Raw genomic sequence first — 23,760 nt, 5'->3', positions numbered from 1 at the left:
AAGTTGCCCGCAGTCGCGAGCGTAGCGAGTCCAGCCGCCTAAGGCTGCGTGCTGCCGGGCCTTGTGTACGCCCAGCATGGGCATGAACTTATGAGATGAAAGTCCTCTGTAGGAAGATCACCGTTTACATTGTTCAATCAATACAGTAAACGATAACTACTAGCGAATGGCAAGGGCAAAATCGTGAGGTTTTGTCTGGAGGAAGCCGCTAGCAAAACTGCGAGCTGATGAACAAAAAACTCATATGAGGCGTAGGCTGAAGGCGAGCTGGCACAAGACAGCGAAGCCAAGTGATCTAACGGCCACCGTAAATGAGGCAGTTGCGCAGCGACAGTTCATGTTCTTATCTGGGGAGATCTGTTTACCGTGCGATCGGCCCCAGCAACCAGTCAGGCTCTGGTACAAGTGCCTCGGCCCTCAGAAGTCATCGTTCTGAGGGAGCAAACCAGATGAAAACTGATAGCGCGTTCAGGGGTAACTCTGATCGTGAGTAAACAGAAGTCAGCAGAGTGCGTAGTAGCCAAACGTCAGCCGTTATGGGTTGGACAAGGTGAAGGCCCAAACTCTCAGAGAAAGGAGGAGCCTTGTCAAGCTTGAATACACGAATGCCGACCGGCAATGACGTGACTCAGCGTATCGAACTGAAGCCAGCCTTTAGCAACACTCTGTTCGAACAAATGCTCCAACCTGCCAACTTACAGCAGGTATGGAAACAAGTTCGGGCCAATAAAGGAGTCGCAGGTGTCGATGGTATGTCCGTCGATGAGTTTCCTGCATGGGCAAAGTCCGGTGGCTGGGAGGCGGTAAAGTCAGAGCTATGTTCAGGCGACTACCAACCCAAACCCGTTCGGCGCGTTGAGATCGAGAAACCCGATGAAGGCAAACGACCGCTTGGTATCCTAACGGTGACGGATCGCGTTATCCAGCAAGCCATTGCCCAAGTGCTCACGCCTATTTTCGATCCAACCTTCTCAGAACACAGCTATGGGTTCCGAGCCGGACGAAATGGGCAGCAAGCGGTGAAGCAGGTACAGAAAATCATTAAACAGAAACGACGTATTGCCGTGGACGTTGATTTGTCTAAGTTCTTTGATCGTGTCAATCATAATGTGCTTATGTCGCTATTGAACCGACAGGTTCATGACAAACGACTAAAGCAACTGATCGCACGATATCTTCGAGCTGGGTTTATCGATAACCAGCGTTACCACGAGACACGTGAAGGTGTGCTGCAGGGTGGTCCGTTATCACGACTGCTGGCCAATATCATGCTTGACCCTCTGGACAAAAAACTGGAGCGGCGTAACCACAGGTTAGCCCGCTATGCGGACGATTTCATCATTCTGGTGAAAAGTCAGCGTGCCGGAGAACGTGTATTGCAAATCATCACTCACTACCTGCAAAACCACTACATAAAGCTTGTGATAAATACACAGAAAAGTCAGGTTGTGAAAACTAGTGAGAGTAAGTAAGTTCTTGGGATTTACATTCAAGAATGGACATATCAAATGGCACCCGAAAACGCTGCCGAAATTTAAGCAGCAAATACGGGAATTAACCAACCGAAACTGGGGCGTCAGCATGAGCTACCAGCTCTTTAAAACCAGTCAGTACATACGCGGCTGGATCAACTATTTTGGCATCGCCAATAGCTATCAGCTGTGTTGTGATCTGGATCATTGGATCCGACGCAGAGTACGGATGGCCTAGTGGCGGCAACGGCGCAAGCCACGCACCAAGGTAAGAAATTTAATGAGATTGGGTGTACACGTTCAAGCCGCAGTTGCCTGTGGAATTACAAGCAAAGGCCCGTCGCGCAGCTCTAAAACCCCTGGGATCAATCAGGCATTATCAAATGAATTTTTGACGAAGGCTGGTTTAGTCACTCTGCGCGATGGATCAAGCTTCACTACTCTGAGTGAAACGCCCTGCGTGGATCCGTATGCAGGGGGTTGTGGGGACTGGAGGCTAGAAACCTCAGGTTACCCGATTGGGCGGCAACACCCCTGACATCATCATTCTTGCTCCAAAAATCTGTCTAAGGGGCCCTTGATGTTTATAGTTCGAATTTCGTAGCTAAAAGTAACTTCGTTTCGATCGTCCCCGCAGTCTAAAGAAAGAACCTGCTCTACTTTCACAACGGCAAATATGTTCTCTCGGGGGCCACGAAAAATGATGATGTTGCCCTCGTTTGCAGTGACAGAATGCTTGTCTAGATTAAAATCCATCGCGGAGGGGTCATCAATCTCACCTAGCGACTCCGCGTACCGTGCCAAAGCTATTTGGCCGCGCTCCGAATACGCGTGTATCACTCCCGATGCCGCGTGCGACCACTTCGTATCAATGACAACGGGCGGTTCGCCAATAGTAAAAATGGGGGAGTGCACATAGTCGAAGGTTGCTGATCCGCTGGCGTTTCCATTTGATCGATACTGGTTGAGAAATGCGGCGTTAATTTCTCGTAGCTCATTGCGAAGGTCCGCAGGAAAATCGCGCAACGAGATACCAGCATCTCGCAGCATCTTCCAGCCCTCTCTATATATCTTGGGATTGGGATCGTAGAGGCCAATGTAGACCGTACCGACACCCTTATCGATCAATCGCTGAGCGCACGCAATCTTTGGCGCATTTCTCCGGCTACATGGCTCAAGAGTCGTATAAACCACAGCGCCACGAAGATCTTCTTCCCCAGCAGATTCAATTGCACACTTTTCCGCATGATTTCCGGCAGCGCACTGACCTCGAAATGCGGATGCTACCTCGGTGCCATCCTTAACAATCACAGCCCCTACAGCTGGAGGAGGATCGCCACGGCCTGGCTCCGAAATTGACTGAGCAGCAAGATCAACAGCCATCCGCATCCACTTGTAATGTTCGTCTATCATTTAGCATTGATCCTTAATTTGACGCCCAACAGTATTTTTTCAACGGCTTAGAACTCCCAAGTTGCTGCCGTTTTTCATGAAAATTGGTCTTGTAAGCTATCTGCTTTTTTGTCTGACTTCAACAAGATATAAACATTAGTTGTGATTCAGGGAACGAGAAAGAAGGTTTTGCATTCGGGAATGTCGCATATCCGTTTCTGGCACAAAGTTACCTTAACACCCCAAGGTTTTTGGCCCCGTTTCGCGAGCCGCTTTAAAATCAGTGGTTTGAGGTTTTAAAACGCCGAGTGTTTGAGCGGGCTGACGTTAGCAGCCCGCGAGTTGCGGCGTTGCCTCAAACTATTGATTTTATTGCGGGCTTTCGAGCGATCCGGGGTCGCCTTTTCTTTGGTTTCTTTCTTTTGGCGAAGCAAAAGAAAGAAACTCGCCAACGGCGAAATGTTTTTAAAAATCAGCATGCTGCAAGCAAAAAACACCAACCGTTGCCACGGAGCAACACCGCCTGCTGCAAGCAACACACTCCGTTGTCACGGAACAACACCACCCGTTGTCACGGCACAACATTAATCAAGCTTCAGTTTTACCCACACCAAACGGTGATCCGAACTAGCGCCTCTGCTGTTCACGGCTTCGTGCAGTGGCTCACCGGCCGCTGGCCAGAATACGCCGGAGCTGAGCACTTGCACGCCATGACGGGAGGGCAACACATAGTCGGCCCGCATCCGCCAACCGGCGGTGTGGCTGGCTGCCTGTGCTTTATCCGGGCTGTGGTTTTTACCGCCCGTGCTGACAGGCACAGGTTCAGACTGAATACGCTGGTGGTTCACCAGGGCCTGAATTGCCTCGCGAAAGGCATCGCCTTCCACCGGGGATGAATTCAGATCGCCCAGCACTACAAAAGGTGCATTGCCCTGATAGCCGCCGCGCTGACCTTGATCGTCCACCATATAGGATTGACCTGACAGGTAATCGACCCAAAACCTGACTTCATCATGGTTGCGATGACCATTGCGGTTTTCGGCGCCATCAAACACAGGTGGAGTAGGGTGACTGGCCAGTACATGCAGGGTTTTGCCATGGATGTTGACGGGCAAATCCCAATGCGATTTGCTGGATAGCGGCATTTGTGCCCAAGCGTCTTTGCTAAACCAGGGGCTACCATCCGCTTTAACCGTCACTTTGTGGTTTGGCATATCGCGCCATTTAAACTTTTGAAAAGTACGGGCTTTGTTGGTATCGAGCGGATATTTCGACAGCAACACCATGCCGTACTGACCTGGATAATTGCCAAAACCCCAACCATCTTCCGGCAGCAGATTCATTTTGCCGTCATTGTTTAAATCAAAACCACTGGCTTGGCCTGTGTTGACTTCAGTGTAATAAAAGTAAGGATAATCAATAGCTTTGCCACCATGTTGTGATTTCGCCAGATAATTACGCAGAAAAAGCTGCACCCCTTGCGCTGGATCGGCAATGTAATCAAATTCATTCAGCAAAATAATATCCGGCTGCACTTGCTGGATAATAGCGGCGATATTGCTGATTTGGGCGTTGTTGCCTGATTGCAATTGTTGGGTCAGTACTTGAGGCCCAAGTGGTTGTCCTTTTTCAACGTAGTTTTCAGCTTCCATACTGACGTTAAAAGTAGCGATAGTGAGTTCAGTTGCGCTCAAACAGAAAGCTCCGCTGCAGGCAAATACAGCTGACAGTATGACAGGAAATTTTTTCATCAGGATACTCAGATAAAGACCACACAATATAAGCGCAAGATTAACGCGAAATAGCAGGATAACCCATATTTATTGCATTTAGATGGCTGGATTGCTGAATTTTGCAACATATATCAGCGAAATTTTAAGCAAACATCGGACTGAGTCTGCATATTTCTGGTCTGATATGTTACACTCGTTTGACAACAAGCGTGTTGACCACAAGCGTGCAAAAAAGTTCCGCAACTTTGGCATTAAATTTCTGGTCAGCGATGAGTGTAAGAAAAACGCAATATTACTGCGTTAAGCTTGTCTCCCAACGTTAAAAGACGATTTGGCTTTAATCAGAGTTCAATAAGATCGACAACTACTGGATGAAAACAGATATGAAAATGAGACATATTGCGATGGCTGTTGCCGTAGCGCTGAGTTCAAGTTATGCCATGGCTGAGACTTCATCAGCAGTGCGCGGCCGTATTTCTACACCTGAGGGTGCTGCGGCAGCGGGCACTAAAGTTGTGATCCTGCACGTCCCGTCAGGAACCAGCCGTACTGTAACAACTAACGACAGCGGTAGCTTCGCAGCTTCCGGTCTGCGCGTGGGTGGCCCTTACAAAATCATCGTAGACTCAGATACTTATGCTGATGAAACTGTAAATGATATCTTCCTGCAATTAGGCGACACTTTTCAGTTAAACCGTCAGTTAAAAACAGCTGAGCAGGTTGAGCGTATTGCTGTAACAGGCACCGCTATTGCTTCTTCTTCTAGCGGCAGCGCCAGTTATTTCGGTGCTGGTGATATCGAAAAATCACCAAGTTTAAACCGCGATATCAAAGATTTAGTTCGTAACAACCCGCTGGCCATTGTTTCTCCGGGCGCCAACAGCGAATTATCTGTGGCTGGTACTAACCCACGTTTTAACAGTATCAATGTTGATGGTATTGCTCAAAACGACGATTTCGGTCTGAACTCCAACGGTTACCCAACTCAGCGTCCACCAATCTCTATGGATGCGATAGAACAGATTTCAATCGAAACTTCACCATTTAATGCCAAAGCCAGTGGTTTCCAGGGCGCATTAATTGATGCTGTTACTAAATCTGGTGCTAATGAGACTTTTGGTTCTTTCTTCTATGAAGTGATGAACGACGGCATGGCTGGTACGCCACACAACACCCTGACCAATCAGGATGTTGCACTGGATTACGATACTAAGACTTTCGGTGCTACTTTAGGTGGTGCTGTGGTGGAAGATAAATTATTCTTCTTCACTGCTGTGGAAAAGTACGAAAACGAAAGTAAGCCAATCTGGGGTCCAGGTGGTTCTTCTTCTTCAAACTCAGTACTTGCTACCCAACAAGCTTATGATGAAGTCAGACGTATCGCTTCTACCGTATACGGTCAGGATGCAGGTACCTGGGATTTAATGCCAGTTGAAGACGACGAAAAACTGTTGTTAAAACTTGACTGGAACATGACAGATATCCACCGTTCAGCTTTAACTTACCAATACAATAAAGGTAATAAAACTGAAAATACCACCACTGGCCGTAACCTGTTCCGGTTATCATCACACTGGTATAACAAAGAAGAAACATTAAGTAACTTCGCTTATAAACTGTATTCTGACTGGACTTCTGAACTGTCGACTCAGTTCAGTGCAACTTATATGCAAGTTGATACTGTCCAGGCTTCGTTAAATTCAGCCATGGGTGATGTGCTGATCAAAACGGCGCCAGGTGCGACCCGTGACAACGAAGCAAATATTGCCATTGGTTCTGACACTTCACGTCATGCCAATGACCTGAAAAAGAAAATCTGGATCTTTGCTTTTGACGGTGACTACCTGATGGATGAACACCATCTGAGTTTTGGTTATCAGTTAAAGCGTTCAGACCTATTTAACCTGTTCCTGCAAAACACCAAAGGTTCTTACGAATTCGCCAGTCTGGCTGATTTCGAAGCACGTCGCGCTAAAATCAACTACAAAAACGCCAATAGCCTGAATCCAAATGATGCAGCTGCCGCTTTTGTCCGTGATGAACACGCTGTGTATGCGCAGGATGAATGGGCTGTTTCTGACGAGTTTACCCTGACTTATGGTGCTCGTTATGAAATGCTGGCTTCTTCTGACGAACCACTGGAAAACGTCGCCTTTACCAAACGTTATGGTTACAGCAATACTGAAAACTTAGACGGTGCCGGTATCTTCCTGCCACGTCTTGGTTTTAAATACGATGCGACTATGGATCTGACCTTACGTGGTGGTATTGGCCGCTTCTCTGGTGGTCAACCTACGGTGTGGGTATCAAACAGCTACTCTAATACCTCAGTAGGTGTTTCTGACACCGGTACTCTGAGTGCTTCACCAGTTTTTACCAATGTTGATCTGACCAAAGTACCACAGTCATTGGTTGACCAAGTTGTGAAAAGCACGTTGTCATCGGATATCAACTTTGTTGATCCAAACTTCCGTTTGCCATCTGACTGGCGTGCGCAGTTAGCAGCAGATTATGTGTTCAGTATCCCAGGACTGGGCGATGACTTTGCCTGGACCACTGAATATCTGTATCAGCGCAAACAAGATGACTCATTCTGGACTGATGTGTCGCTGGATCTGCCAGGCCGTCTGAGCGGCACTATTTTGAATGGCGCGCAGAATATCTATACTTCAACTTCGGCCCGTCGTGACATTATGTTAACGAACACCGATCTGGAAGGGACGTCGAAGATTTTCAGTACGTCTTTATCGAAAAACTGGGATTCAGGTGTACAGGCGACTATGTCTTATACCAACCAGGATATTCAGGACGTTCACGTCAGTACCAGTTCAACTGCTAGCAGTAACTACGGTAACAACATTGCGATTAACCGTAATGAGGCTATCTTAGGTCGCTCTACCTTTGAAACGGAACACCGTTTTGTACTGAATTTAGGTTATGAAGCTGAGTTCTTCAGTGGTTACCCAACCAACTTTAACGTGTTCTTTGAACGTCGTTCAGGTCGTCCGGTTAACTACATCATGAACAACGTCGATATCGATGACCGTACCGGCAGTGGTGGTGTGAATGGTGCATTAAGAAACCCAGGTGATTTCTTAAGCCCAAGAACCACCAACTCAGCGTTCCTGCCGTATATCCCAACGGCGAATGATCCGTCAGTGCGTTTTGCTTCAGCAGAAGACCAACGTTTGTTCTTCGAACGTGTTGCCGCTCTGGGTCTGGATAAATATGCCGGTGGTTTTGTACCGAAAGGCGCAGCGACTTCACCTTGGGTCAGCAGCATGGATTTAAGTATCCGTCAAACACTGCCAGGTTTTGCTGAAGGTCATAGCGGTGTGTTCTACGTCACCGTCAATAACCTGCTGAATCTGCTGAATGATGACTGGGGTCAGGTCTATGGTACCCGTTTTGGTAGTATCAACCTGATGGATGCATCTTATGATCCAGCCACTAAACAATATGTTTACCGTGGTTACACGCCGTCCAGAACTCCGAATGTTCCTTACACTGAGTTCTTTGCGCCTGAATCAGCCTACCGTATCAAAGTGGGTGTAAGCTACAGATTCTAATAATCTGTTGCTTGAACTGAAAAAACGCCAGTGCTTGCACTGGCGTTTTTTTATGAAAGTGAATTGTGATTGCCTTTGTATTGAGCTTACCAGGCAGTCGCAGCCCACTATTGCGCAGCAAGGCGGGCTGTTATGGCTGTTTTGCTGGTTAGTTATTTCTAATTGCGCCGAAATTGGCGATAATTAGCTGTCTTTCATTTCCATAAGAATAGAACCGTGGCTAAACCTACCATTATTGCAATCGCTGGCGCTTCTGCGTCTGGCAAAAGCCTGTTTGCTTCCACCGTGTATCAGGAACTTGTGGCTGAGTTCGGTGGCGAACGTATTTCAGTGCTGGCAGAGGATGCCTATTATCGGAATCAGGATCACTTATCGATGGATCAGCGGGTGCTGACCAATTACGACCATCCGGCGGCCTTTGAGCATGAATTGCTGGCGGCGCATCTGCAGCAGTTACGTGATGGTCAGGCGGTGGCAATGCCGCAATATTGCTATAAAACCCACACCCGAAAAACCGAAACTATTAAAGTACAACCTGCCAAGGTCATTCTGGTGGAAGGTATTTTATTGCTGACGGATGCCAGATTACGCGAACAGTTTAATATCACCGTATTTATGGATACGCCGCTGGATGTTTGCCTGTTGCGCCGGATCAAACGCGATATGGAAGATAGGGGTCGTACGTTAAGTTCTATTACCGAACAGTATGAAAATTATGTGCGGCCTGCCTTTTTCGAATTTATTTCCCCTTCCAAACAATTTGCCGATTTAGTCGTCACCCGTGGTGGCAAAAACGAAATCGCTATTGATATCGTCAAATCGAAAATCCGCGCGCTGCTGGCCAGTTAACAGCTAGCCAGCTCACTGTTTTCAGTATCCAGATGGGGCGGCGTGAGCTGCCTCAGTTGTTTTAAGCCGCAGCTTTGACCGCATTTTTAAACAGTCCCTTTACCACAGGATGATCCAGCGGTTGGGCTGTGCTACCTTGGCAGCTGAAAAATTCTAACGAGAGAAGGAGCCCACATGCGGCTGAAGAAAATTTTATTAGGGCTACTGCTGTTAGCGGTTTGTGCTGGCTTGGCTTATCAGTTTTGGTTACCGCACTGGCTCGCTGAGCTGACGCAAGCTGAACAAAAACGGATGGCGGCGATCACGCCGACGAGTCTGACGGCAGCGCCTGCTCAGGTGCTGGATCGCAATCGGCTGATGGCTGATTTACGCTGGCTGGCTGATCCGGCACGGCAGGGCAGAGCGCCGGGCTCCCCAGGCGGATTGGCGGCACGGCAATGGCTGGTACAACAATTTCAGCGCATAGGTCTGGAGCCCGCCGGTACCGATGGTTATTTGCAGCCTTATAACGTTGCAGCGCATTATCAGTGGCTGCGGTTACTGCGCGGTAAAGACCCGTTAGTTCCTGCCGCGAATAATGCAGCCAATGTGCTGGGTTTTTTACCTGGGCTTGACCCATCATTAAAACCTGTGGTCGTGACCGCGCATTATGATCACCTCGGCATACATGATGGCAAAATTTTTGCTGGCGCCGATGACAATGCCTCAGGCGTAGCGGCTTTGTTAGAGCTGGCGCGCTATTTTAAGCAACAACCACTGCAACATCCGCTGTTATTTATTGCGCTTGATAGTGAAGAAAAAGGTTTGCAGGGCGCTGTAGCCTTGTTTAAACATCAGTTGTTAAGACCAGAGCAGTTGGCCTTTAATGTCAATCTGGATATGCTCAGCCGCGACACTGGCCAGGTGTTACTGGCGGTCGGTAGTTACCATCATCCCTGGTTATTGTCGTTGTTAAAACAACAGCAAGCGCAAAGTGCAGTGAAGTTATTGGCAGCCCATGACAGACCCTGGTACAAAGCAGGTCGGGTGGATGATTATACCCTGAGTTCAGATCATGGCATCTTTCATCAACAAGGCGTGCCTTTTATCTATTTTGGTGTGCCAGATCACCCGGATTATCACACCGAGCGGGATACCGCCGATAAAGTCGATGTCGATTTTTATTATCAAGCAGTAGAAAGCGTGCGGGTATTTTTGCCATTGCTGGATAGTGATTTATTAAAACGATTATAGCCTGCTCAGTGGGCACTGTCGCACTCTGTGCCAGTGCCTTTTCAACCCCTGGGCCTGAACCTTTGTCGGCATTATGTTCAGCATACCCCAGGCTTTCTAGTGGCTTTGCATGGTAAATCTTACTCTAAATTATTGATTTTAAATTAGTTAAATTGGATATGAAACGAGTGTTTGAAAAGCTAATTTAGTCGCTGTTCAAGCAAATATTTTCTGTATATAATCGCCGCGCAAAACGTCAAGTTCAGACAACCCCATACAAGCACATGTCCGCCCTGGTACTGAGTTGCCACCGGCTCCCGCTTCGAAACTGTAACTACTTGATCTTTTGGTGCTATCCTAGGAATCCGGCATCACTAGAACAATAATTCTGCAGCTTTGCGGATCTAGATCCAAGGAATATCAATATGATGAGTTTAGTTGGCATCTTTGCCATCTTATTAGTTGCTTATCTGGCTTCAACACACAGAAGTCAGATTAAATGGCGCACCGTCGGTGGCGCTTTTATTATCCAGCTGGCGATCGGGGCTTTTGTCCTGTATGTACCTTTTGGTAAAGATGTGTTGATCAGCGTATCTGCAGCGGTAGGAAACGTGATTTCTTATGCGCAGGAAGGGATCCGCTTCCTGTTTGGTGACGCCGGCGCGATGAAATATGGTTTTGTGTTTGCCATTCATGTGCTGACAGTGATTATTTTCTTCTCATCGCTGATTGCGGTGCTCTATCACATTGGTGTGATGAAGTTTGTCATCGGCATTATCGGTGGTGGCTTGCAGAAATTACTCGGCACCAGCCGGCCTGAATCGATGAGCGCGGCGGCCAATATTTTTGTCGGTCAGACTGAAGCGCCATTAGTGGTGCGGCCATTTATCCCAACCATGACCCGTTCTGAACTTTTTGCGGTCATGGTCGGTGGTCTGGCATCGGTGGCAGGTTCAGTACTGGCAGGTTATGCCGGTATGGGCGTGGAACTAAAATACCTGATTGCAGCCAGTTTTATGGCGGCGCCGGGCGGCTTGCTGATGGCAAAAATTTTAGTGCCGGAAACGGAGCAACCGAAAAATACCCTGACAGAAATTGGTGTGGAAGAGCGCAGTACCAACGTGATTGATGCCGCTGCTTCTGGCGCTGCCAGTGGTTTAATGCTGGCGCTGAATGTAGGCGCTATGTTACTGGCATTTGTTGGTTTGATTGCTTTAATTAATGGCATCGTCGGCTGGGCTGGCACTCTGGTGGGCGTGGAAGGTTTAACGCTGCAACTGATTTTCGGTTATGTGTTCCAGCCACTGGCCTTTATTCTGGGCGTGAGCTGGGAAGAAGCCCGCTTAGCCGGTAGTTTTATCGGTCAAAAGTTAGTAATTAATGAATTCGTGGCTTACCTGGATTTCATCAAGTATGTCCAGGAAGGCAAGCTCTCTGAGCACACGCAAATTATCGTAACCATTGCGTTATGTGGCTTTGCTAATTTCTCGTCGATTGCCATCCTGTTGGGTGGTCTTGGCAGCATGGCGCCAAGTCGTCGGCCTGATATTGCACAGCTGGGTTTAAAAGCACTGTTTGCTGCGACATTAGCGAATTTAATGTCAGCAGCTATTGCAGGCTTTTTCTTCTCTTTAGGCTAATTAACTTAAGAAAAACAGGTCTGTTCTATGACTCAACAACAAGTCCCAACCTTAGATATCAGACGGTTTGCCACCGACAAAGAAAACTTTGTTGCCGAAATTGGCAAGGCTTACACTGAATTTGGCTTCTGTGGCATTAGTGGCCACGGTATTCCGGATGAAGTGGTCGCCAATACCTACCAAGCGATTAAGCAATTTTTCGCTTTGCCGACTGAAGTCAAAGCGCAGTACCACCAACCAGGTCAGGGTGGTGCGCGTGGTTATACCGGATTTGGTGTTGAAAAAGCCAAAGACAGTAAACATCCGGACTTAAAAGAGTTCTGGCATGTTGGCCGTGAATTAAACGGCCCGGCACCACACCCAAGCCTGTATCCAAACGTCTGGCCGACAGAAGTGCCGGAATTTAAACAGGCGACTTATGCGCTGTATTCAGCGCTGGAAGCCTTGGGTTGTCAGGTACTGGAAGCTTTGGCTTTGTTCTTAAAACAAGACCAACAGTATTTTGCGGATAAAGTGAATTACGGCAACTCAATTTTGCGGCCTATTCATTATCCGCCAATCGCGGATACGTCAACCCAGTCTATCCGTGCCGGTCAGCATGAAGATATTAACCTGATCACCCTGTTGGTGGGCTCGCATGAATCAGGGTTGGAAATTTTACGCCGTGATGGCAGCTGGTTACCAGTGACGACCATTGAAGGCACTATTGTGGTGAATATTGGTGATATGTTACAGCGCCTGACCAACCATGTGTTGCCATCCACCACCCACCGGGTGGTGAATCCAGCTGGTGCCGCTGCTGGTCAACCGCGTTATTCCATTCCGTTTTTTATGCATCCAAACCCGGATTATGTCATTGAAACTTTAGATTCTTGTATCAGTGTAGACAATCCGAATCGTTATCCGGAGCCTATTAACTCTAACGATTACCTGATGCAGCGACTGGAAGAAATTGGTTTAATTAAAAAAGCCAAATATTAAGCGGAAGTGACGGTTAAAACTGTTGTACTGCGAATGATAAAGACGCCGGGCATATGCCCGGCGTCTTTTTTAATCCAATGACAACAGATGGTCGTTGTTATATAGAAAAACCACCATCAATCATCAGGCTGGCACCTGTAATATAACCTGCTTGTGGACCGGCAATAAAAGCCACAAAAGCGGCAATTTCCTCCGGTTTGCCGTAACGACCTAAAGCGCCTATGGCTTTGACCGGTGCTGCCGCATCAATGTCGGCCGGATTCATATCCGTATCAACGGGGCCCGGTTGAATGTTATTCACCGTAATAGCTCTTGGGCCGAGATCTCGGGCCAAACCTTTGGTTAAACCCACTAAAGCCGCTTTGCTCATGCTGTATATACTGCCACCGGCAAAAGGCACTCTTTCGGCGTTGGTACTGCCAATATGGATAATTCGTCCACCATTTTGCATATGAATTGCCGCTTCCTGACTGGCAATAAAAGCACTTCGCACATTGGTGTTGATAGTGCGCTCCCAATGTTCCAGCGTCAGATGTTCAATATTTTGCCAAATCAAAGCGCCGGCATTATTCACCACTATATCCAGACGCCCAAATTGTTGCACCGTCTCGCGCACAGCATGGCGGATAGCCTCAGGGTTTGTACTGTCAGCTTTGATGGCTATCGCTTTACCACCGGCTTTGACAATGTCCTGCACCAGCACTTCGGCTTGTGTGGCAGAAGAAACATAAGTAAAGGCTACAGCAGCGCCGTCGCGGGCCAGACGTTTCACAATTGCCGCACCTATACCACGGCTACCACCCTGGACAAAAGCCACTTTATCTTGCAGTTCTTTGGTTGATGTCATTATTCATTTACCTCTGGTAGAAGAACCGGTTGGCTGTTATCGCTGTTTAGCGGTTAGCCCAAGAACACAACTACATTATCCGGCTGTTGTTGCAGACATACTGCCTGAGTGAAACCAGCATAACGGATTTACATTTACTGATTAAGTCTTTATGGTTCACTATAGTCGGTCTTAGCGGGAACTAATCAGTGTGATCAATCAACAATTTGTTGAGGTCCGGCATTTTGTGCTGGTGGCAGAGCTGGGCAGCTTTACTTTAGCGGCGCAAGCATTAGGCATGACGGGGTCTGCATTAAGCAAAAGTATAGTCAGGTTAGAAAACCGGCTTGGTACCAGACTATTGCACAGAACCACCAGAAAGGTGAGTTTAACTAACAGTGGTGATGCATACCTGCAAGATTGTCAAAGGGCCCTGGCTATACTGGAGCAAGCTCAAAGCAGACTGAGCAGTGAGCAACAGCTTCCTGCAGGCCGTGTGCGTATTGAATTACCTGTGGCTTTTGGCCGCAAATTTATTTTGCCTGCATTGCTTAAATTGGCGCAGCTACATCCACAACTGGAGTTAGTGATCACTTTTAATGACAGGCCTGCCGATTTAAGTGCAGAGGGCATCGATCTTGCGATTAGGGTGGGGCAACTGGACGATAGTGGGGAGCTGGTTGCCCGCCGTTTAGGTGAACAAAAAAGAGTGATTTGTGCAGCTCCCGGCTATTTCGAGCGACACGGCATGCCAAAACATCAGGCTGAGCTGTCACAGCATCAGTGTATTGTTGGTTGGCCTTTGCGGCAACAACGGCAGTGGCGGTTGAAAAACGCTGACGGTATCACAGAATCATTTGATATTCCGGTTCGGCACGAAATTGCCGATTGTGAAGCGATGTTGGCCGCGGCACTGGCCGGGCTTGGTTTAGTGCAGATCCCACTTTGGTTAGTTGCTGAGCAGTTAAAAACAGGGGATCTGGTGTCGGTATTTAATGATCAGTTGGCAGAGCATACGCCCATTCATCTGATCTGGCTGAAAACCCCCTATATTCAGCCAAAAATGCGCGTCATTATTGATGAGCTGGTTCGGTTAGCGACAACTGAAGGTAGTTTGTTTCAGCTCGATAAAGCCGAAGGGTTTGAAGTAAAAGGTTGACTATATCTGCCTGAAGCTTGATCGATATTTATCAGTCACTTTGGAGCATATGCTGCCTTCAGCTGGGTAAAATTTTCCAAATTTTAGATTGATGTCTTTTTATTTGCTGAACATTTAAACGATCAGTTTAAAAATGCCGGATTTTTTGCAATAGCGGGTTGACGGAAATGTTGGCGGCGCATAATATGCACGGCGTCGGCGGCATATGCCTCGGTGGTGGAATTGGTAGACACACTAGCTTCAGGTGTTAGCGCTTCGCGGCGTGGGGGTTCGAGTCCCCCCCTAGGCACCAAAGTCGCAGACAACTAAAAGTCGTGTTGTAAAACACGCAAAACACATGCCTCGGTGGTGGAATTGGTAGACACACTAGCTTCAGGTGTTAGCGCTTCGCGGCGTGGGGGTTCGAGTCCCCCCCTAGGCACCAAATAATCCAGCTTTATGCTGGATTTTTTGTTTTTGTGAATTGCAATCATGGCCGACCTCTCTTTCCTCTTTCCTCTTTCCTCTGTCCACACTGTCCGTTTAAGTTGCCCTTTTGGTTGGGTGACGGTTGTAAGCTTTTTGTTATAATTTCGACGGAATTTATTTTGTCATCTATGCTTTGATGAGTTTTTATTCAGCAGGGCAGTGTCATGCAAAAACTACTCAGCCATAGGTTTGACCGGCTCATTTCTTGTTTCGCTATTTTTTTACTCACGGCCTGCCAAACCAATATGGCCCCTCAGTCCGTGGTTGCTGCCAATCCAACCATTAAAATTTATTATCCCGAGGCATTTAAACCTGTCGATACTGAGATCGAATCCAGTGCTGAAATTTTTTATTTGTCACCTGAAGTGATCAGTGAAGTGCGCAAAAAAGTGCTGGTGGAAGAGCATGCCGAACAACAACAGCTGGCGTTACTCAAATTTATCTTCAATGACGACAAACGCAAATTGCTGGAATATATGAATGATGCGACTTTGACCGCCTCGGAAACACTCAGGTTAAGGGTTGCGAATTGTCTTAGCCTGACTATTCTTGCGGCTGCACTGGCAGAAGCTACAGGGTTTCGCGCTGAGTTTCAGGACGTGGATGTGCCGGAATTCTGGGTCAGCCGGGATGGTAAAAGTGTGTTAAACGGTCATGTAAATTTACGGATTTCGCCACGGATCCTGCAACAGCTGAGTAATGGCATGAAAATTCAGCTTGAAACCTTTCTGATTGACTTTGACAGAGCCAATATCGGGATGCAGCCAAGATCAAAAATTATCAGTAAATCGAACGTCATTGCGATGTTTTACAATAATAAAGCTGCCGATGCGATCTTGGCTAATGACTTTGATTTGGCTTATAAATATTTACAGGCGGCATTGGCGGAGTCGGAACAGCAGGCCGAAATTTGGAATAATCTGGCGGTGTTATATCGTAAAAAAGAGATGCTGGTGGCTGCTGAGCAAATCTATCACTTAAGTTTGCAAATTGAACCAGACAATAATAATACCTTGTCAAATCTGGCAACTTTATATGAGCGGACTGGCCGCCAAGCACAAGCCTATCGTTTACTACAAAAAATTGAAGCCCGTCGTAGCAGCAATCCGTATTATTTTGTGATGCTCGGCAATGAGGCGTTAGAGCAAGGTGCTTACCCGCAAGCCGCACTGTCTTTTCGCCAGGCGTTAAAACTACAAGCTGGCATTAGTGAGGCTCACTTTGGTTTAGCGCAGGTTTATTATGCCCAGGGAAATACAGAAAAGGCGCGGGAGTCGATGAAATCTGCCCGCAAGTATGCACATGACCGGCTTGAGCAGAATAGGTATAACTTTAAAATTGGATTGTTAAATGCCATTGCGATGCAGTCTGATTAGTTACTGTTGGTTGTTGCTGCTCCCTGGCACCCATGCCAGTACGACGGACTTATTTGCATTGGCATGGCAAGATTTACAACAACTCTCTGCCGATGAAATGGCCGGACGAAGTCCAGGCTCGGCAGGGAGCGCACTAGCCCGGCAATATCTGACACAGCGTTATCAGCAACTGGGTTTGCAGCCAATAGGTCAGGATTACCAGCAGGCTTTTTTGTTTGGCCGCAAGCGGCAAGGGGTCAATCTGGTTGGATACCGGCGTGGTTGTGTGTATCCGGCACAATACCTGGTGGTCACAGCCCATTATGATCATTTGCCGGTGCGGGGGAGTAAAATATTTAATGGTGCAGACGATAATGCTTCCGGGGTGACAGCTTTATTATATCTGGCAGCACTGACGCAGCAGCAATGTCCGGCATATTCTTATTTATTTGTAGCGACAGATGCCGAAGAAAGCCATCTGCAGGGCGCCAGAGCTTTTTTAGCGCAGCCACCGGTGCCATTGGCGGCGATACTCTTTAATCTGAATTTAGATATGGTTGGCCGGGGAGAAGCAGCCAACCGGCTTTATCTGGCTGGTAAACGTGATTTTCCGGCCGTAAAAGATGTGCTGCCGCTTGCGCAAAATGCAGTGAAACTGGTATTTGCACCTGAAGGGCGCCGCAGCAGTGCGGCGGCAAAAAATAACACTGATGTGGATTGGAGCCGAGCCAGTGATCATGCCGTCTTTCGTCGGGCTGGCATTCCATATCTCTATATCGGGGTCGGCACTCATGCCCAGTACCATACCCCCGACGATGACTGGCAGCGGATTGATGCCGGTTTTTATCAGGATGCGCTGCAACTGATCAGGCGTCTGCAACTCTGGCTCGATCAACTACCGCCAGAGTTGTTTGTTCAAGCCCGCCGTACTCAATAAGAGACGCTGAGCAGTGGTGGTCAGCAAGGGGGACCGCTCGTGCAGTGAAGGATAGTCTGGTTATTGCTCAATTTTGCTCATCGTTAAACTTTTTCATTGTTAAACTTTTGTCAGCTATACACTGAGGCTATCGGCAAACTCCGGCCCTGAGGGGAGCGCCGAAAGCGAGTTTTTCCGTCAGCGCTGCAGCTCGCTTTTTTGCCCTGTTCGCAGAACTACTCGCTGCGCTAGTCATCGCTGAACATCGTCAGCTGTTTTGCTATTTCGTCAGTCTGCTGACGCCTTGCGGCTGGTCTTTTCCGGCTGGCATGGCGACTGACAATCTGTTGTTGTTGCTGACGCCATTCTGCACTCTGTTGTTGCTGTTTCCAGTCGGTCAGTCGCTGCCTGGCCTGACGCATGGCAGCTTCAAGTTGCACTATCGGCGCCGGGTAGTCGCGCTCCAGCAACACGCCATAGTGCTGTTGCAAGTTCGCTGGTAACAGCCAGGGGCTGTGTAACCAACTATCTGGCAGTCTGGCAAGTTCAGGACACCAGCTGCGGATAAAATCGCCATCCGGGTCTTTTTGCTGACTTTGTTTAAGCGGATTGTACATCCGGTAGGGGTTGATTGAGGTGGTGCCGGATTGCATCTGGATTTGCGGGTAATGGATACCCGGTTCATAGTCAACAAAACATTGTGCCAGATGCAAAGCGGTTGGCCGCCAGTGCAACCATAGATGATAGGCGGCAAAAGCCACCAGCATAGCGCGGCCGCGAAAATGCAGCCAGCCGGTGGCCAGCAGGCAACGCATCGCGGCATCAATCAGTGGATAGCCGGTTTGGCCCTGACAAAAAGCGCGGAATTTCAGCGGGCAAAAATCGGTTTCCCGCATGCCATCAAAACCCGGATGCATATTACTGACTTCAAACTGCGGCGCATCTTCTAATTTCTGCATAAAGTGACAATGCCAGCGCAACCGGCTGAAAAATGCGGCCAGCGCCCGTTGTTTACCGGTCTGAGAGCTTTGTTTGATTGCCAGATAACATTGTTGTTGTAAGGCACGCAAACTCAGCATGCCGTAACTCAGGTAAGGGCTGAGCCTTGAACAGCTCTGGCTGGCTTTGGCTGGCAGTGAAATATGGCGCTGGTAATTGTGGCAGCGCTGCTGAAAAAAGCTGCCAAGCACTGCGGGTAAATCCGCCGCCCGCTGGGGCTGCACGCAGAGTGGTAAATCTTGCCGGCGTTGCGGTCGCCATAATTGCAACAAATCAGCCAGCGGTAACTGAGCTGATAGCTGCTGGCATGAAGCTGTCGCTGGCCATAATGATGGTAATTGCTGTGGGGTTGGCACCAAAGGAGTTTTCAGCCAGTTATCGGCTTGACTGAACCACAGATCCCGGTCAGCTAATGGCCGGAATACCGCAAATTGGCGGAATTGTTGCCATGGAATGGCCAGTTCGCGTAACAGCCTGCCGACGGCTAAATCACGCTGATAACTCCATAAATTACCGGTTTCTTCATGACTGTACACAGCGCTGATTGGCCATTGCCGGCATAACTCACGGATCACCTGGCTGGCAGCGCCACGTTTGACCAGCAGCGGCTGGCCTAATTGGCGTAATTGTTGATCCAACAGCGGTAATGCTTCTGCGACAAATTGCCACTGCCTGAGTGAGGTATCGGGTTGTTGCCAATAATCAGGTTCAATAATATACAGCGGCAGCACAGCACCGCGTTGACTGGCCTGATACAGCGGCGCATGGTCACTGATGCGCAGATCGCGTTTAAACCAGACCAGTGTCAGCATCAGGGTGCTCAATGGCAGGCGGGCAGAGGAATGGTAACAACGGCTGCCATAATGGGTGCTGCGGCGCAGGCCAACCCGCAATCGGATAGGGGCGGTGTAACTGCGGGCCCTGACCTGATAAAAATGGCAACATCTGATGGACAAAAGCTGCGTCCGGATCATAGCTGAGTGCTTGTTTGATACTGTTAAACCAGCGACCAGGCTGAGGGCCGGCACCAGCAATATAAGCCCAGTTGCCCCAGTTACTGGCGACATCATAATCAAGCAGTTGCTGCTCAAAAAAAGCCGCGCCCCAACGCCAATCCAGCGCTAAATCAAATACCAGATAACTGGCCACCAACTGGCGACCGCGGTTGGACATCAGACCCTGTTGCTGTAAATACCGCATGTTTGCATCAATAATGGGAACGCCGGTTTGGCCATTGCACCAGCGCTGGAACCGCTGTTGTTGTGCGGATAAATCACCGGCCGGGGCTGGGAGTGGCTGTTGGCTTTGGCCCTGGAAACTAAATTGTTGCCGGCCAATTTTCCGCAGTTGCCAGCGGAAAAATTCGCGCCAGAGTAGCTCAAAACGCAACCAATAACTCGATTCCGACTGACCATGACGCTGTTCAAATTGCAAAATTTGTTGCCACAGCCAGCGGGCAGACAAGGTGCCGCGCGCCAATGCAGTAGAAACAAAACTGGCGTACCAGTCGCCGCAAAAGCCATTGCGGCTTTGTTTGTAGTGCAAAATCGCCTGCTGCTGGTACAAATAGTCGTTAAAACGTTGTTGTTGCTGTGGTTCGGTCGGTAAATTGGCGCAATGCTGCGACGGTACGCCGGTTGTGCGCAGTAATTGTTGCCAGTCAGCAGCAAGTTCAGCCGGGACAGTGCAACACCAGTGGCCGCTGATCTGCACAGCCGAAGCCGGACTGACTTTAAGCTCAGGTTCCCGCGCGCGTCTGAACTGACTGAAGGTGAGTGGCAGACTCGCCAGCTCAGGGGCTAAATCGCTGGTCAATAAACTGTTGGCGTCCAACTGCTGAATTTGCAGCGACAGGCTGCTGTCTTGCTGGATTTGCTGCAACCATTGCTGCTCTTCGCTGCCAAGCGGCTGCGCTACAACAAGCTGCCGGGCTTGATAATGCTGCGCCAGCGCTTTGATGGCCTGTGGCAGCGGTTGCCAAACACAATGCAGTGCGATGCCATGGGACTGCAATTGGGCGCGGAAAAACTCAACCAACTGCAGCTGTTGTTGCAGCCGGCTTGCGCTGGCACGTGCTTGCTGAAATTGCTGGCCTGTCCATTGGGTCGGGTCCAGCACCAGCAGCGCTATTTTTAAGCCTGGCGCAATCCGGTCTGTCAGCCAGTGTTCGTGACACAGTAACGGATTATCGGTCAGGCGCAGCACATCATTCAGCAGCACCAGGGTACTCATTACAGTTGCTCCAGATGGATCAGTAAGTCTGCTGCTTTGGCCCGGATCGCTTGTTGCTCGGTGTCGGTTTTGCGCCGCCACTGCTGATACGCCAATTGTAACCTGGCATTGGTACTGAGTTGCGGCTGATTGCGGTCAAGAAAATCCCAATACAAGGCATTAAATGGGCAGGCCAGCTCGCCGGTGACTGTTTTCACCTGATAATGACAATGCTGGCAATAGTTGCTCATCCGCTGGATATAATTGCCACTGGCAGCATAAGGTTTAGAAGCCAGTACACCGCCATCGGCGAATAATGCCATGCCAAGGGTGTTGGGTAATTCGACCCACTCAAAGGCATCCGCATAGACTGCCAGATACCAGTCAGTGACTTGCCGCACTGACAATCCTGCCAATAAGGCAAAATTGCCGGTAATCATCAGGCGGTGAATATGATGCGAATAGGCATGACGAATGGTATGACCAATGGCCTGCTGCATACAACGCATCTTGGTGTTGCCGTGCCAGTAAAAAGACGGCAGTGGCCGGTTGGCAGCCAGTTGATTACGCTCTTTATACTCGGGCATCAGCAACCAATACAAGCCACGTACATACTCGCGCCAGCCAATGATTTGGCGGATAAATCCTTCAGCGGCATTGAGCGGTACCTTAGCTTCCTGGTAGGCGGCAGCTACTTTTTGACACATCCACCGCGCATCCAGCAAACCAATATTCAGATACATCGAACAGATGCTGTGAAATAAAAACGGTTGCTCCAGCACCATGGCATCCTGATACTGGCCAAATAACGGCAGCTGCCGTTCGACAAAATCCAGAAAAACCGCGCGGGCTTCCCGGCCTGTGACAGCCAGCTTAAAGTCGGCGGCATGGCCGATATTGCTAGCAAATTGCGTTTCAACCAAGGCCATCACTTCGCTGGTGATGGCATCTGGTGTGATGGCGTTTGGTTCGGGAAACACCAGATCCGGCGGGCAAGCTTTACGGTTGTCGGCATCATAATTCCACTTGCCACCCACAGGTTCATGGCCTTGCATCAGCAGGCCGGTATAGCGGCGCATTTCGCGGTAAAAATATTCCATCCGGTATTGGCTGCGGCCTTTGGCCCAGCTTTGGAACATCACGGTGCTGGCGATAAAACGATCATCTTCCAGCACCGTCACTTTTTTCTGTAGCCGCTCAGACCAGCCGGCAATCTCAGCGCTCAGTCGGTATTCACCCGGCTGGGTCAGCAGCACCTCGTCAAGTTCAGGCTGTTGTTGTAAGGTCAGTGCTATGGCTTCAAACAATGAAGCCAGCTTTTGCTGATAATCCAGATACTGCACTGGTACACCTTGCGAGCGCAGGCTTTGGGCAAAATGTCGCATCGCACTAAAAATTAAAATAATTTTATGCTTATGGTGTCCGACATAACTGGCTTCAGCCTGCACTTCGGCCAACAGCACCAGATCACCGGCTTGCCATTGGCGCAAACTGGCCAGCGCCGGACTGAGTTGATCCCCCAGGATCAGAATAAGTTTTGCCATACAGCGCAGGACCTTAACAAAGAAAGTCTGGGGGATACGCGCTGCCAGGGTAAAAAGATCAGCTTGTCCGGTGCTGAACTACGCGCCAGGCCATCTGGTCGCAGTGTCGCTGGTGCAGGTGTTTTTTTTGTTATAGTATCACAATAACGCTGTGGCGACGCTGGCGCTGCCTTTTCTCGGTGGCGGGGTGACAATCCCAAAGCGCAAGGTTAACATCAATGCAGCATGATGCTTCGGAGGGCGATGAATGAACAACACAAAAACATGGGCCTGTCTGCTGTTGCCACTTTGGCTCAGTAGCGCCTTACAAGCGGAAGAAATGACCAGCCATGGCAGTCACGTCCATGGCGAAGCGACACTGACTTTTGTGCTGGATGGCAATGAAGCTGAAGTCGCGCTGGTGACAGCTGCCGGTAATATTGTCGGTTTTGAACATCAGCCAAAAACGGCAGCAGAACAGCAAAAACTGCAACAACAGCTACAGATGCTGCGCAGTGGCGATTGGTTTGTGGTCGATGCGGCGGCAGGTTGTAAGGTCAGCAGCCACGATGTGCGCTCTGAACAACAAGATGAACATCAGCATGGTCATACCGAAGGTTACACTGAAGGTCACACCGAAGGTCATGCCGATATTTATGCCAATTTGCAATTACTCTGTCAGCACCCGCAGCAACTGAAACAGTTGCAACTGGCGTTAACGACGTTGGCGACTGGGGTGGAAACCATCAAGCTGCAATGGTTGATTGATGGGGAAGCTGGCGCTGCAGAATTAAGCAAGAGCAACAACCAGTTGAAATTGCGGTAACTGCCAACGGCTGAATCTGCTGCCAGACTCAGCCGTTGGCTGGCTTATTCGTAGACGTATTCGCTGACTTTATCTGCTTTGATGCTATAAGCCGAGTTCGCCAAATCATGGCTCATGCTGTCTGTGGTCAAGGTGCCTTCAATCCAGAATGGATTGTAAATCATCTCTGCATTCAGACCTTTGGCGCCAGTGACATAAATAATTTGGTTTGGTGGTGGTGGCGGTACGTGGATACAGGCACCAAAATAAGGCACTAAAAAAAAGGCGGTAATATTTTGTTTATCGTCATACTCAATCGGCACGATAAAACCCGGCACCCGCACTTTTTTACCGTTCAGTTCACCTTTGACATTGGCAGACTGCATCACCTGATCCCAGGCTTGATCCGCTGGGGTATTGGCTGGTTTTAAGCCTGTGGCCGGACCTTCACCGCCTTCATGGCTGATTTCAGGCAGCGCATTCATTTTGGCCAGATCTTCGGCTGGCAACAAATCAACCCATTCCAGCGTCAGTACTTCAGTAGACGCGGCGCTGGCGGCTTTGCTTTGGGCTGCATTGCTGCCAAATGCGACCAGACTCAGGAATAATCCTATCAATAACGGCTTCACCATTGGAGCTTACTCTCGCGC

General features: G+C 49.0%; 19 protein-coding genes and 2 tRNA genes. 13 read left to right on the top strand and 8 right to left on the bottom strand.

Annotated features, from left to right (window positions below; genetic code table 11):
- Nucleotides 1–584: 584 nt before the first annotated feature.
- Both ltrA and AC53GJ_RS17235 read left to right on the top strand, forming a co-directional pair.
- On the top strand, nucleotides 585–1,472 hold the full coding sequence (gene ltrA / locus AC53GJ_RS17240; protein ID WP_496729571.1) for a group II intron reverse transcriptase/maturase: 888 nt from the start codon (nucleotides 585–587) through the stop codon (nucleotides 1,470–1,472).
- A 109-nt stretch (nucleotides 1,473–1,581) separates the two neighbouring features.
- On the top strand, nucleotides 1,582–1,710 hold the full coding sequence (locus AC53GJ_RS17235) for a group II intron maturase-specific domain-containing protein (RefSeq protein ID WP_496729570.1): 129 nt from the start codon (nucleotides 1,582–1,584) through the stop codon (nucleotides 1,708–1,710).
- 305 nt (nucleotides 1,711–2,015) lie between these two features.
- Here the strand turns inward: AC53GJ_RS17235 and AC53GJ_RS17230 are convergent, their stop codons facing one another.
- The 3 genes from AC53GJ_RS17230 to AC53GJ_RS17220 form a co-directional block, all read right to left on the bottom strand.
- A complete protein-coding gene (locus AC53GJ_RS17230) occupies nucleotides 2,016–2,885 on the bottom strand; it encodes a hypothetical protein (protein WP_496729569.1) in 870 nt (289 codons plus the stop codon).
- Nucleotides 2,886–3,160: 275 nt separating this feature from the next.
- On the bottom strand, nucleotides 3,161–3,400 hold the full coding sequence (locus AC53GJ_RS17225) for a hypothetical protein (RefSeq protein ID WP_496729568.1): 240 nt from the start codon (nucleotides 3,398–3,400) through the stop codon (nucleotides 3,161–3,163).
- A 48-nt stretch (nucleotides 3,401–3,448) separates the two neighbouring features.
- On the bottom strand, nucleotides 3,449–4,558 hold the full coding sequence (locus tag AC53GJ_RS17220) for an endonuclease/exonuclease/phosphatase family protein (protein WP_496729567.1): 1,110 nt from the start codon (nucleotides 4,556–4,558) through the stop codon (nucleotides 3,449–3,451).
- 422 nt (nucleotides 4,559–4,980) lie between these two features.
- Here AC53GJ_RS17220 and AC53GJ_RS17215 point away from each other — a divergent pair, with 422 nt between their 5' ends.
- The 5 genes from AC53GJ_RS17215 to AC53GJ_RS17195 all read left to right on the top strand — a co-directional run bounded on the left by AC53GJ_RS17215 (nucleotide 4,981) and on the right by AC53GJ_RS17195 (nucleotide 12,848).
- Complete coding sequence (locus AC53GJ_RS17215; protein WP_496729566.1) at nucleotides 4,981–8,166, top strand: TonB-dependent receptor; 3,186 nt, start codon at nucleotides 4,981–4,983, stop codon at nucleotides 8,164–8,166.
- 216 nt (nucleotides 8,167–8,382) lie between these two features.
- A complete protein-coding gene (udk, locus tag AC53GJ_RS17210) occupies nucleotides 8,383–9,015 on the top strand; it encodes a uridine kinase (RefSeq protein ID WP_496729565.1) in 633 nt (210 codons plus the stop codon).
- 174 nt (nucleotides 9,016–9,189) lie between these two features.
- On the top strand, nucleotides 9,190–10,248 hold the full coding sequence (locus AC53GJ_RS17205; protein WP_496729564.1) for a M20/M25/M40 family metallo-hydrolase: 1,059 nt from the start codon (nucleotides 9,190–9,192) through the stop codon (nucleotides 10,246–10,248).
- 404 nt (nucleotides 10,249–10,652) lie between these two features.
- Nucleotides 10,653–11,867 carry a NupC/NupG family nucleoside CNT transporter gene (locus tag AC53GJ_RS17200; RefSeq protein WP_496729563.1) on the top strand — a complete coding sequence of 405 codons (1,215 nt, stop codon included), beginning with the start codon at nucleotides 10,653–10,655 and terminating at the stop codon, nucleotides 11,865–11,867.
- A gap of 27 nt (nucleotides 11,868–11,894) precedes the next feature.
- The gene (locus AC53GJ_RS17195) at nucleotides 11,895–12,848 is read left to right on the top strand and encodes an isopenicillin N synthase family dioxygenase (protein ID WP_496729562.1); all 954 of its coding nucleotides are present in this window, start codon (nucleotides 11,895–11,897) and stop codon (nucleotides 12,846–12,848) included.
- Nucleotides 12,849–12,945: 97 nt separating this feature from the next.
- Here the strand turns inward: AC53GJ_RS17195 and AC53GJ_RS17190 are convergent, their stop codons facing one another.
- Nucleotides 12,946–13,695, bottom strand: a complete 750-nt coding sequence (locus AC53GJ_RS17190; RefSeq protein WP_496729561.1) for a 3-oxoacyl-ACP reductase family protein — start codon at nucleotides 13,693–13,695, stop codon at nucleotides 12,946–12,948.
- Between the two features lie 190 nt (nucleotides 13,696–13,885).
- Here AC53GJ_RS17190 and AC53GJ_RS17185 point away from each other — a divergent pair, with 190 nt between their 5' ends.
- From AC53GJ_RS17185 to AC53GJ_RS17165, 5 genes are all read left to right on the top strand, one after another.
- Nucleotides 13,886–14,833 carry a LysR family transcriptional regulator gene (locus tag AC53GJ_RS17185; RefSeq protein ID WP_496729560.1) on the top strand — a complete coding sequence of 316 codons (948 nt, stop codon included), beginning with the start codon at nucleotides 13,886–13,888 and terminating at the stop codon, nucleotides 14,831–14,833.
- Between the two features lie 207 nt (nucleotides 14,834–15,040).
- Nucleotides 15,041–15,125: transfer RNA gene (locus AC53GJ_RS17180), tRNA-Leu, on the top strand.
- 47 nt (nucleotides 15,126–15,172) lie between these two features.
- A tRNA-Leu gene (locus AC53GJ_RS17175) sits at nucleotides 15,173–15,257 on the top strand.
- A gap of 208 nt (nucleotides 15,258–15,465) precedes the next feature.
- Complete coding sequence (locus AC53GJ_RS17170) at nucleotides 15,466–16,677, top strand: tetratricopeptide repeat protein (RefSeq protein WP_496729559.1); 1,212 nt, start codon at nucleotides 15,466–15,468, stop codon at nucleotides 16,675–16,677.
- Nucleotides 16,652–17,593 carry a M28 family peptidase gene (locus AC53GJ_RS17165; protein WP_496729558.1) on the top strand — a complete coding sequence of 314 codons (942 nt, stop codon included), beginning with the start codon at nucleotides 16,652–16,654 and terminating at the stop codon, nucleotides 17,591–17,593. Before AC53GJ_RS17170 ends, AC53GJ_RS17165 begins: the two co-directional genes overlap by 26 nt.
- Nucleotides 17,594–17,820: 227 nt before the next feature.
- On the opposite strand, the gene AC53GJ_RS17160 is transcribed toward AC53GJ_RS17165, so the two are convergent.
- From AC53GJ_RS17160 to AC53GJ_RS17150, 3 genes are read right to left on the bottom strand one after another with little or no spacing between them, the layout of a single operon-like run.
- Nucleotides 17,821–19,383: an FAD-binding domain-containing protein gene (locus AC53GJ_RS17160; protein ID WP_496729557.1), complete on the bottom strand. Its 1,563-nt coding sequence runs from the start codon at nucleotides 19,381–19,383 to the stop codon at nucleotides 17,821–17,823.
- Nucleotides 19,361–20,803: a DASH family cryptochrome gene (locus AC53GJ_RS17155; protein ID WP_496729556.1), complete on the bottom strand. Its 1,443-nt coding sequence runs from the start codon at nucleotides 20,801–20,803 to the stop codon at nucleotides 19,361–19,363. The genes AC53GJ_RS17160 and AC53GJ_RS17155 overlap by 23 nt, the downstream gene beginning before the upstream one ends.
- A complete protein-coding gene (locus tag AC53GJ_RS17150) occupies nucleotides 20,803–22,326 on the bottom strand; it encodes a cryptochrome/photolyase family protein (protein WP_496729555.1) in 1,524 nt (507 codons plus the stop codon). Before AC53GJ_RS17150 ends, AC53GJ_RS17155 begins: the two co-directional genes overlap by 1 nt.
- 247 nt (nucleotides 22,327–22,573) lie before the next feature.
- On the opposite strand from AC53GJ_RS17150, the gene AC53GJ_RS17145 reads away from it, so the two are divergent.
- Complete coding sequence (locus AC53GJ_RS17145) at nucleotides 22,574–23,131, top strand: ZrgA family zinc uptake protein (RefSeq protein ID WP_496729554.1); 558 nt, start codon at nucleotides 22,574–22,576, stop codon at nucleotides 23,129–23,131.
- Between the two features lie 44 nt (nucleotides 23,132–23,175).
- Here AC53GJ_RS17145 and AC53GJ_RS17140 read toward each other — a convergent pair whose 3' ends face one another.
- Nucleotides 23,176–23,742: a DUF3299 domain-containing protein gene (locus tag AC53GJ_RS17140; protein WP_496729553.1), complete on the bottom strand. Its 567-nt coding sequence runs from the start codon at nucleotides 23,740–23,742 to the stop codon at nucleotides 23,176–23,178.
- Between the last annotated feature and the right edge of the window lie 18 nt (nucleotides 23,743–23,760).

Source organism: Rheinheimera sp. B2H12 (genome assembly GCF_059620065.1).
This window is presented reverse-complemented; position numbering and strand designations above follow the sequence as displayed.